The 9991-nt window shown below is 67.4% G+C and carries 8 protein-coding genes; all 8 read left to right on the top strand.

The annotated features are described in order from the left end of the window. Positions 1 to 397: 397 nt before the first annotated feature. The 8 genes from ACYVE7_RS21350 (at position 398) to ACYVE7_RS21315 (ending at position 9899) form a co-directional block, all read left to right on the top strand. Complete coding sequence (locus tag ACYVE7_RS21350) at positions 398 to 1135, top strand: polyprenol monophosphomannose synthase (protein WP_460366744.1); 738 nt, start codon at positions 398 to 400, stop codon at positions 1133 to 1135. Positions 1136 to 1153: 18 nt separating this feature from the next. Further along, complete coding sequence (locus ACYVE7_RS21345; RefSeq protein WP_460366743.1) at positions 1154 to 1723, top strand: GtrA family protein; 570 nt, start codon at positions 1154 to 1156, stop codon at positions 1721 to 1723. Positions 1724 to 1816: 93 nt separating this feature from the next. Beyond that, entirely contained in the window at positions 1817 to 2353 is a 537-nt protein-coding gene (locus tag ACYVE7_RS21340) for a hypothetical protein (RefSeq protein WP_460366742.1), read from the top strand. Positions 2354 to 2384: 31 nt separating this feature from the next. Then, positions 2385 to 4475 carry a galactose oxidase-like domain-containing protein gene (locus tag ACYVE7_RS21335; RefSeq protein ID WP_460366741.1) on the top strand — a complete coding sequence of 697 codons (2091 nt, stop codon included), beginning with the start codon at positions 2385 to 2387 and terminating at the stop codon, positions 4473 to 4475. Between the two features lie 4 nt (positions 4476 to 4479). After that, positions 4480 to 6072, top strand: a complete 1593-nt coding sequence (locus tag ACYVE7_RS21330) for an ArnT family glycosyltransferase (protein WP_460366740.1) — start codon at positions 4480 to 4482, stop codon at positions 6070 to 6072. Then, positions 6069 to 7091: a glycoside hydrolase family 26 protein gene (locus ACYVE7_RS21325; RefSeq protein ID WP_460366739.1), complete on the top strand. Its 1023-nt coding sequence runs from the start codon at positions 6069 to 6071 to the stop codon at positions 7089 to 7091. The genes ACYVE7_RS21330 and ACYVE7_RS21325 overlap by 4 nt, the downstream gene beginning before the upstream one ends. A 166-nt stretch (positions 7092 to 7257) precedes the next feature. Continuing rightward, positions 7258 to 7776 (top strand): hypothetical protein, encoded by a 519-nt coding sequence (locus ACYVE7_RS21320; RefSeq protein ID WP_460366738.1) that lies wholly within the window; start codon positions 7258 to 7260, stop codon positions 7774 to 7776. A 44-nt stretch (positions 7777 to 7820) separates the two neighbouring features. Further along, the gene (locus tag ACYVE7_RS21315; RefSeq protein ID WP_460366737.1) at positions 7821 to 9899 is read left to right on the top strand and encodes a galactose oxidase-like domain-containing protein; all 2079 of its coding nucleotides are present in this window, start codon (positions 7821 to 7823) and stop codon (positions 9897 to 9899) included. Positions 9900 to 9991: the final 92 nt, after the last annotated feature.

Below are 9991 nucleotides of genomic sequence, written 5' to 3'. Positions count from 1 at the left end.
GGGGGCGCCCGGTGGCGCGCCGGGCGGGCGAGGCGCGCCTCCCGCGGGTGCGCCCGCTTCGGAGGCCGGGACGTCTGCCGCCCAGTTGTAGTCGGACAGGTCCCAGGAGGGGGTGTTGGTCACGTGGCCGCGCTCCCCGTGCGTGTCAGCGTGTCGGCTTGCCTTATCTTGGCGACTTCATCGGAATCGCAGGAGTCAACCCTAGGCAATCAGGCAGTATAGGTGACGAATGTCGGCAATGTGGAGCCATGTGACCAGGGTTTTCACATGGAATTAACGTGACCGACGTTACCGGCAAGCAACCCCTGCCGATCTTCATCGTATGGGGAGAATGTGCAGATAAGTCACGGTAAGGTGCCGGATCGGTATACAAACCTTAGAGAAGGGCAACGATCCGTTGAGCATCCCCCCGACACTCGGCAGGGTCGTCGTCATCATCCCGACCTACAACGAGCTGGAGAACCTCCCGCTCATCGTGGGCCGGGTCCGGGCCGCCACCCCAGGCGCGGACATCTTGGTAGTCGACGACAACAGCCCCGATGGAACCGGGCGCCTGGCGGACCAGATGGCCGCCCAGGACCGCCAGATCCAGGTGCTGCACCGCACGACCAAAGACGGACTCGGTGGCGCCTACATCGCGGGCTTCAAGTGGGCCATCGCGGCGGGCTATGACGTCATGTGCGAGATGGACGCCGACGGATCGCACCGTCCCGAAGAGCTCCCGTGGCTGCTGGACGCCCTGCAGGGCGCCGATCTGGTGATCGGTTCGCGCTGGACCAAGGGCGGCAAGGTTCACAACTGGCCGAAGAACCGCGAGATCCTGTCCCGCGGCGGCAACACCTACATCGGCGTCATCCTGCGGCTCGGCATCAAGGACGCGACGGCCGGCTTCCGCGCCTTCCGCCGCGCCACCCTGGAGAAGATCGGCCTGGACGAGGTCGACTCGCGCGGCTACTGCTTCCAGGTCGACATGTCGCGCCGGACGGTCCAGGCCGGGCTGCACGTCGTCGAGGTGCCGATCAACTTCGTCGAGCGTGAGATCGGCGACAGCAAGATGAGCGGCAACATCATCGGCGAAGCCATGGTCAATGTCACAAAATGGGGTCTCAGCGACCTGTTCCGCGGCAAGAAGTAGTTCTGGGGTATCGGGGTCATGACGTTCATCGAGAACCTCCGCAAGAGGCTTCGGAGACTCGCGAGGGAGCTGGCGAAGTTCGGCAGCGTCGGTGCGATCGCCTTCGTGATCACCTTCGCGTTCTTCAACCTCTTCTGCCACCTGGGGCTTGGTGACGTCAAGGCCAACTCGGCCGCCACGGTGATCGCCGCTGTCTTCGCCTACTACGCCAACCGCTACTGGACCTTCCAGGGCAAGGCGACGGACAACATGCGTCGGGAGTTCGTGTTGTTCTTCGCCCTGAACGCGTTCGGGCTGGTGATCACGGGCGCGTTCGTCGGCTTCAACAAGTACGTGCTCGACCAGGGTGACAGCCTCATCTGGAAGAACGTCGCGCTGGTCATCGGCACGGGTGTCGCGACCGTGTTCCGCTTCTACGCCTACAAGCGCTGGGTGTTCCGCCACCCGGCCAAGCGCACCCCGCGCCCGCCGGCCGGGCAGCCCGCCCAGGCCGGGCGGGCCGCGGGCAGGTCCCGTCCGCACCTGCGCAGGTACCGGTATGAGGTGATGGCGGCCCGCACGGTGTCGCTCGAAGAACTTTTTTCCTGACAAGTCCGAACTTTCCCGCCTCGTCGAGCGACTAATGGGGCGCAGATAAGGTCCTGGGACAGCTGTCGCAGTTGTCACGGGTTGGGAGGCTCAATGATCGACCGCAAAGCCGGACGGAACGCTCTCGCGCCGCGCCTCGCCGTGGTGCTGGGCGTCGTCGCCGCGGCCGCCATCGGGCTGCTCGTGTTCCTGAACAACGGCGGCGGCAAGGACGGCACCGCCGCCATCGACGTCCCCGTCGCCCCCGTGGCCGTGGACATCGAGGCCGACATCCCCCCGAGCGACGAGGCGTCGGCCCCGGCCGGCGAGGGCTTCGAGGGGATGGAGCCGGACGTCGAGGAGAGCCCCGAACCGCAGGCGACGGCGATGTCGGGCCGGACCCACGCCCCCAACACGACGCCGAACCCGTCGCCGTCCGCGGTGAAGCAGGGCTCGGTCGACGGCTGCGACCACTCCTACGGCCCGGGCGGATCGTGCGTCCCCTGGACCTTCCCCGAAGGCGTCACGACGCCCGAGGCCAAGTGCGGCTGGCTGAAGGAGAGCGGCTTCGCCCTCCCGATCGCGGTCCGCGGCGCCGACCGGCACGAGCTCGACCCCGACAAAGACGGCCTCGGCTGCGAGACAGACTAAGCACCACCACCCCTTCCTGGAGTAAACCCCCATGCGAATCCATGCCCCCCGCCGCCGGTCGGTGCTGGTAGCCACCGGACTGGTCGCGGTCGCGCTCGTGCCCGTGACGGGCTCTCCCGCCGAAGCGGCCCCCAACCTGCTGAAGGTCCCCGGTTTCGAGTCGCTGTCGGGGAACTTCCCCAAGTGCTGGCAGCCGTTCAAGACGGGGAAGCCGAGCGGTTCGGTGAAGGTCTCCGCCGCGAAGCGGAGCGGCAAGCGGGCACTGGCCGTCAAGGTGAGCGCGGCCAGGGGCGGCACGCTCGGCTTCACGCAGCGCGCGGCCTGCGCCCCGGCGACCGTGGTGGGCAACCAGTACAACGTCTCGCTCTACTACAAGTCGACGGCCAAGGCGAAGGTCGTCGTCTTCCGCAAGGTCAAGGGCCGCGGCTGGATGCGCTGGTACGTCATGGGCACCCTGCGGCCCAGCTCCGGCTACCGCCTCGCCAAGGGCCCGATCGCCGCGGTCCCGCCCGGCACCCAGGCGCTGCGGTTCTCGGTCGAACTCACGGGCAAGGGCACCCTGGTCGCCGACGACCTGGCGCTGAACCGGATCCCCGTCTCCTTCAAGCGTTCGGCGTGCGTCGGCGGCGACCTCTGCCAGAAGGGCCAGTGGGAGGTCCACCCGGCGTCGCCGAACGTCCGCGCGATGCACGTCATCCTGCTGCCGGGCAGCGGCAAGGTGCTGCTGGTCGCGGGCAGCGGCAACAACTACGACAACTTCAAGGCCGGCGACTTCACGTCGCAGCTCTACGACCCCCGCACCAACACCTACAAGGTGATCAAGACGCCGTCGGACATGTTCTGCTCCGGCCACGTCCAGCTCCCCGACGGCCGTGTGCTGATCATGGGCGGTACCGGCCAGTACGACATGGGCGTCGTCGACGGCAAGCAGACCGCGTACTCGGGCCTGAAGTCGTCGTACATCTTCAACCCGAAGACCGAGAAGTACCAGCGCACCAACGACATGGTCACCGGCCACTGGTACCCGTCGGCGACGGCCATGGGCAACGGCGACGTCTACTCGTTCGGCGGCTACCGCGAGTTCCGTGACCGCACCGAGAACTCCCAGCAGACCGAGGTCTTCTCCTGGGCGCAGAAGAAGTGGCTCGGCGCGGGCGCCACCAAGAACTACATCGACTGGGGCACCTACCCCGGCATGATCCTCATGGGTGACGGCCGGCTGTTCTACTCCGGCAGCTACACCTTCAGCTACCCCAAGTTCCGCAAGAACGACCAGGACTTCGCGACGGCCGCCGTCTACAACACCAGGACCGGCCAGATCACCGAGATCCCCGGCCTGCGCCGGGCGAAGGAACGCGACCAGTCGATGAGCGTCCTGCTGCCCCCGGCACAGGACCAGCGGGTGGCGATCATGGGCGGCGGCGACGTCAACAAGCTCAGCAACACCCCGCAGGGCAGCGGCGCCGAGCCGCACGCCCACGGCACCGTCGACGTCATCGACCTGAAGTCGGGCAACCCGCGCTACAAGCCGGCCGCCCAGAACATGCCCGCCGGCAAGATCTACCCGTCCGCGGTGATCCTCCCCGACGGCAAGGTCTTCGAGACGGGCGGTTCGGAGTACACGCGCCGCAACGACGTCTTCGAGGCGAGCATGTTCGACCCGGACACGACGACCTTCCAGAGCGTCCAGCCGGACCCGCTCGGCCGCAACTACCACAACACGGCGCTGCTCCTCCCGGACGGCCGTGTCATGGCGACGGGCGGCAACCCGGACGAGGGCAACACCTGGGAGACCAGGATCTCGATCTACAAGCCGGGCTACCTGTTCAAGAACAACCGGCCGGTCGTCAAGGCCGCGCCGACCTCCTGGGAGTACGGGCGGACCGGTCAGCTCAAGACCAACGGGCCCATCGCCCGGGCGATGCTGATCCGCCCCGCATCGGTCACGCACTCCTCGGACCCGAACCAGCGTTCCGTCGATCTGGCGATCACGCACAACGGGACGAGCCCGCGCCTGACCCTGAGCGCCAACCGCAACCTCACCCCTCCCGGTTGGTACATGCTCTTCGTTGTCAACGCCGACGGTGTCCCCTCCGTCGCCAAATGGGTGAAGGTCTCCTAGTTCGATGAAGGGCAATCCCCTCCAGACCCTGCCGGACCTGTTCCGGCAGACGAGACACCGGTACGTCGTGCCGACCGCGCCCGAGATGGCGTGGTCGCCGGCGCCCACCAAGCGCCGCAGCCGCGTCGGTTATCTGGTTCTGGCGGGGATCGTCCTGCTCCAGGCCGGGCTCTCGGTCCGCCTGACCAACAGCACCTACCAGGACGAGTCCCTGTACCTGTACGCGGGCCACGTCCAGCTCGAGCACTGGTTCTCCGGCGGCCCCCCGCCCCCGGAGAACTGGTACAAGGTCTTCTCCGGCGCGCCGTATCTGTATCCGGTGCTCGGAGCGCTGTTCGACAGTGTGGGCGGGCTCGCGCTGGCCCGGTTCTTCAGCCTGCTGTGCATGGCGGGCGTGACGTGCGTCGTCTATTCGGTGACCAACCGGCTGTTCAACCTCCGGTCGGCGCTGTTCGCGGCCGCCGCGTACGCGGTGGTCGAGTCGACCACCTACATGGGCAACTTCGCCACCTATGACGCCCCGGCGCTGTTCCTGATCGCCGTCGCGTTCTGGATCACTTCGCGGTTCGACCGGTCGGCGGAGTGGTTCGTCCTGATCTCGGTTCCGTTCTTCCTGGGGCTGGCGTTCGCGTTCAAGTACGCTTCGGCGCTGTTCGCCGGCCCGGTGATCGCGCTGGCGGTGGTGTTCGCCTGGCCGCATCTGGGCAGGCAGCGGGCCCTGCTGCGCGGCGGTCTGCTCGCCGCGGTCTCCCTCGGCCTGATCGTCGCGTGGACGTTCGCCGGTGGCCTCAAAGACGGCCTGATGTTCACGACCCTCGACCGTAAGATCAACACCAACGCGCCGCTCGGCGAAGTGGTCGGACGTTCGGTGCACTACGCCGGGGTCTTCCTGCTGATCGCCCTGTTCGGCGGGGTGATGTTCTATCTGAAGCCGCGGCTCAACGAGGCCCCGACCATGAGCAGCGGGACGGCCGAGCCGGGCAAGGTCTGGCGGTTCTTCCTCGCCGCGGGCATGTTCAGCTCCGGCCTGCTCGTACCGGCCTACCAGACCTACTCGCACGTCTCCGTCGCGCTCCACAAGCATGTGGGTTTCGGGATGCTGTTCGCGGCGCCGCTGGTCGGGGTCGGCCTGGTGCGGGCGCTGGGCGCGCACTTCAGCAGCCCGCAGTTCGCGATCGGCGCCTGGCTGCTGCTGCTGGTGCCGGGGATGCAGCAGACGGAGGCCCTGTTCAACTCCTGGCCCAACTCCAGCCGCATGATCGAGTTCCTTCGGGAGAACTTCGACCCCGACGGCAAGTACCTGGCCTCCACGCCCTCGAACCAGCAGTACTACTTGGGGAGCGGCAAGTCGAAGCCGGACCAGTGGGTGTCGACCTACGACATCAACGACGAGTACCTTCTGCCCGGGGCGCTGAAGGACGTCAGGGCCGGGAAATACGACATGATCATGATTGATGACCAGGTCGAGCCCGAACTGAACAGAAAGATCATTGATGCGATCAATGTGACGCCGGTCTACCGGCTCCGCGTGCAGTTCTACTACGGCCGCGACGACCTGTACGGCAACTACATGATCTGGACGAAGATCAAACCATGAAGCGCAGAGTCCTGGCCCTGATGATGGTCGTGCTGATGGCGGCGACCACCGGTTGCTCGGTGCTGCGCAAGCCCGCCTGGCAGAACGACCAGAACATCCCCTATGACGTCTCCGGTCTCGTCCACCCGAAGAAGAAGTTCTTCGGCACGGCGGTCGAGGAGGTCCTGACCGGCGACAAGGCGATCGCGCAGTTCACCAGGGACGCGGCCCGCAAACCGAACATGGTCGCGATGTACGTGCAGTTCGAGGACCTGCTCGACGAGAAGTTCCTGCAGCGGATCTGGAAGGGCGGCGCCGTACCGCTGATCGTCTGGGAGCCGATGAAGCAGCCGGTCTCCGAGGTGGCCGCGGGCAAGTACGACGCCTTCATCAAGTCCTGGGCCGTCGCGATCCGCAAGCTCAACATGCCGGTGGCGATCAGCTGGGCGCACGAGTTCAACGGTGACTGGTATCCGTGGGGCCACTGCTTCAAGGAGCGTCCCAAGTCGATCGCCTGCAAGTCGGGGAGGAGCCCGACGAAGCAGCAGTACATCGACTCCTTCCGCAAGGTCCGCCAGGGCTTCAACGCCGAGGGCGCGACCAACGTGCTGTGGATCTGGAGCCCGAACATCAACGACGGCCGCGACATCGACCTGGGCGACTACTGGCCGGGCCCGCAGTACGTCGACTGGCTCGGACCCATCGGCTACTTCGAGTGGAAGGGCGCCGACACCGCCCTGAAGTTCGGTGAGATCTTCGACCTGACGATCAGGCAGATGCGGAAGTTCACCGCCAAGCCGATCCTCATCCCGGAGACGGGCGGCCCGGCCTCCAAGAACAAACCGGCCGAGATCGGTGACCTCTGGTTCTCCGTCCGCACCCGTAAGGACGTCGTCGGCGCCATCTGGTTCCACATCAAGAAGATCGAAAACGGTCAGGTCAAGGACTGGCGCTTCAACTCCGACCCCGGTTCTGAAGCGGCCTACCGCGAAGCGGGCAAACACCCCATGCTCAATCTCGACCCCCGCAACCCCGTCTGACGCGGCCCTCGCCCGGTCCTGACTCCAAGACCCCCGTTCCTGTCGGAACGGGGGTCTTTTGGCTGGTGGGATGGGGACTTGGCGCGGTTATGGAGGGACTTTGCAGTTGTCAGGGTCGGGTAAAGTCCGTGCGCTGTGTCTGACAGGTCTACGTTTCGGGGGATTTGTGAACGTTGTCGGAGCTCGTTCGGCGGGTGCCGGACGTGTCGCCGCGGGGGTGGCGGTGGTCGCGGCGGTCGCCGTCGCGCTGCTGCTGGTGCTGCGGGGCGGCGGGGGAGACGCCGTCGCGGCGCCCGTGCCGTCCCCGACCGGTTCGGTGACCGGGACGGTGCCGCCCGCGCCGGGGGAGGCGGGATCGGGAATCGATCTTCCCGAGACGACGATCGCCCCCGAGACCGACGAACCCGTCGTGCGGGAGTACGCCGACGAGCTCAGCGGACGCGTGCACACTCCGGGCGCCGCACCCACGGTGCGGACCACGGTCGAGCCCGGCTATGACGGCTGCGACCACGGCTACGGCAGCCCCGGCCAGTGCGTGCCCTGGGACTTCCCGTCCGCCGTCAGGACCCCCGCGGGCAAGTGCGCCTGGCTGAAAGGCGCGGGATTCGCAGGACCGCTCGCCGTGCGCGGCGCCGACCGGCACGGCCTCGACCCCGACCGCAACGGTCTGGCCTGCGAGAAGTAGCCCCGTCCCCCTCACACGATCTTTGGAGTTCGACCTTCATGCGGATGCGCGCACGTAGGAGCACGACCGTTCTGGCCCTGAGCGGGCTCGCCGCCACCGTCCTGTCGCCCGTCCAGCGGGCCGAGGCGGCCACCAACCTGGTGCCGAACCCCGGCTTCGAGACGGTGTCCAAGGGCACCCCCAAGTGCTGGGTGCGGATGAAGTCCGGAGACGGCAAGGGGACGGTCAGTGTCGTCAAGAGCCGCCACTCCGGCAAGCGCGCGTTCCAGATCAAGGTCACCAAGAAGATCAAGGGTTCGCGCGGGTTCATGACCCACGCCTCGTGCGCGCCGAAAGCGGCCGCCGGAGCCCAGTACGACGTCTCCCTCTACTACAAGACCACCGCGACGGCCCGGGTGGTGCTCTGGCGGAAGGTCAGCGGACGCGGCTGGCAGCGCTGGTACACGCTCGGCTCGCTGAAGAAGAGCAAGGGCTTCCGCAAGGCGAGCGCCCGCACCGCCGTCGTGCCGCCCGGCACCACGCATCTGCGCTACTCCGTCGAGCTGCCGGGCAAGGGCACGCTCGTCGCCGACGACAACCTGATGACCAGGGTGCCGGTGAAGGCCGCCCCGGTGAAGCGCTCCGTCTGCCAGCCGGGCGCCGGCGCGCTCTGCACCCAGGGCTCCTGGACGGTCAGGCAGGCCTCCGACCAGGTCAGGGCGATGCACGCGGTCGTCCTGCCCGAGACCGGCAAGGTGCTGCTGATCGCGGGCAGCGGCAACAACATCGACAACTTCGCCAAGGGCCAGTTCACCTCCCAGGTCTACGACCCGAAGACCAACGCCTTCAAGGTGATCGACACCCCGTCGGACATGTTCTGCTCGGGCCACGCCCAGCTCCCCGACGGCCGGATCCTGATCATGGGCGGCACCGGCCAGTACGACGTCGGCCCCGGCACGGCGTACTCGGGCCTGAAGTCGTCGTACGTCTTCGACCCCAGGACCGAGAAGTACGAGCGCACCAACGACATGGTCACCGGCCACTGGTACCCGTCGGCGACCGTCATGGGCAACGGCGACGTCTTCTCCTTCGGCGGCTACCGCGAGTTCCGCGACCACACCGAGAACTCGTTCCAGACCGAGCAGTTCTCGTGGGCGCAGCGCAAGTGGCTGGGCCCCGAGGCCACCAAGAACTACCTGGACTGGGGCACCTACCCCGGCATGATCCTCATGCAGGACGGCCGGCTGTTCTACTCCGGCAGCTACACCTTCAGCTACCCGAAGTTCCGTCCCGAGGACCAGTCGTTCGCCACCGCCGGCATCTACGACACCAGGACGGGCACCGTCACCGAGGTGCCGGGGCTGCGCCGGCCCAAGCAGCGCGACCAGGCGATGAGCCTGCTGCTGCCGCCCGCGCAGGACCAGCGGGTGATGACGATCGGCGGCGGCGACGTCAACAAGCTCAGCAACACTCCGCAGGGCAGCGGCGACGAGCCGCACGCCCACGGCGACGTCGACATCATCGACCTGAAGGAGAAGGACCCCAGGTACAAGCCAGCGGCCGCGCTGTCGCAGGGCAAGATGTACCCGTCCGCGGTGATCCTGCCCGACGGCAAGGTGTTCGAGACCGGCGGTTCGTCGTTCACCCGCAAGGACGACGTCCGCGAGGCCAGCGTCTACAACCCCGACACCGGCCAGTTCCAGCGGAACCTTCCGGCCGACCCGAAGGGCCGCGGCTACCACAACACCGCGATGCTGCTCCCCGACGGCCGTGTGCTGGCGACGGGCGGCAACCCGGCCAACAACGACTTCGACACCAGCATCTCGATCTACTCGCCGTCCTACCTGTACAAGACGAACCGGCCGCAGATCACGTCCGCGCCGGCCGCGTGGGGTTACGGGCAGGCCCAGCAGATCAAGACGGACGGCCCGATCGCCCGCGCGATGCTGATCCGCCCGTCCGCGGTCACGCACTCCTCCGACCCGAACCAGCGCGCCGTCGATCTGAAGATCACCAACAACGGCACGTCGCCGACGCTCAGCCTCGACCCGAACCGGAACCTGACCCCTCCCGGCTGGTACATGCTGTTCACCGCCAACGCCGACGGGGTGCCTTCAGTGGCCCGCTGGGTGAAGGTGTCATGACCGAGTACTACGCGCCCGCCGCCCGCCAGCCGCGGTCGGGCCTCCAGGTCCGTCCGCCGGCCCGGCCCCAGCACCGCAGGACGCCCGCCGCC

This window comes from Actinocorallia lasiicapitis, assembly GCF_054778695.1.
Note: the sequence above shows the minus strand (reverse complement) of the source record. Positions and strands in the feature narration are given on the sequence as shown.

Bases quoted from the DNA above. Each gene is read 5' to 3' on its own strand.
- ACYVE7_RS21340 (WP_460366742.1), top strand. From the start codon at position 1,817: ATGATCGACCGCAAAGCCGGACGGAACGCTCTCGCGCCGCGCCTCGCC.
- ACYVE7_RS21325 (WP_460366739.1), top strand. From the start codon at position 6,069: ATGAAGCGCAGAGTCCTGGCCCTGATGATGGTCGTGCTGATGGCGGCG.
- ACYVE7_RS21330 (WP_460366740.1), top strand. From the start codon at position 4,480: ATGAAGGGCAATCCCCTCCAGACCCTGCCGGACCTGTTCCGGCAGACG.
- ACYVE7_RS21335 (WP_460366741.1), top strand. From the start codon at position 2,385: ATGCGAATCCATGCCCCCCGCCGCCGGTCGGTGCTGGTAGCCACCGGA.
- ACYVE7_RS21315 (WP_460366737.1), top strand. From the start codon at position 7,821: ATGCGCGCACGTAGGAGCACGACCGTTCTGGCCCTGAGCGGGCTCGCC.
- ACYVE7_RS21345 (WP_460366743.1), top strand. From the start codon at position 1,154: ATGACGTTCATCGAGAACCTCCGCAAGAGGCTTCGGAGACTCGCGAGG.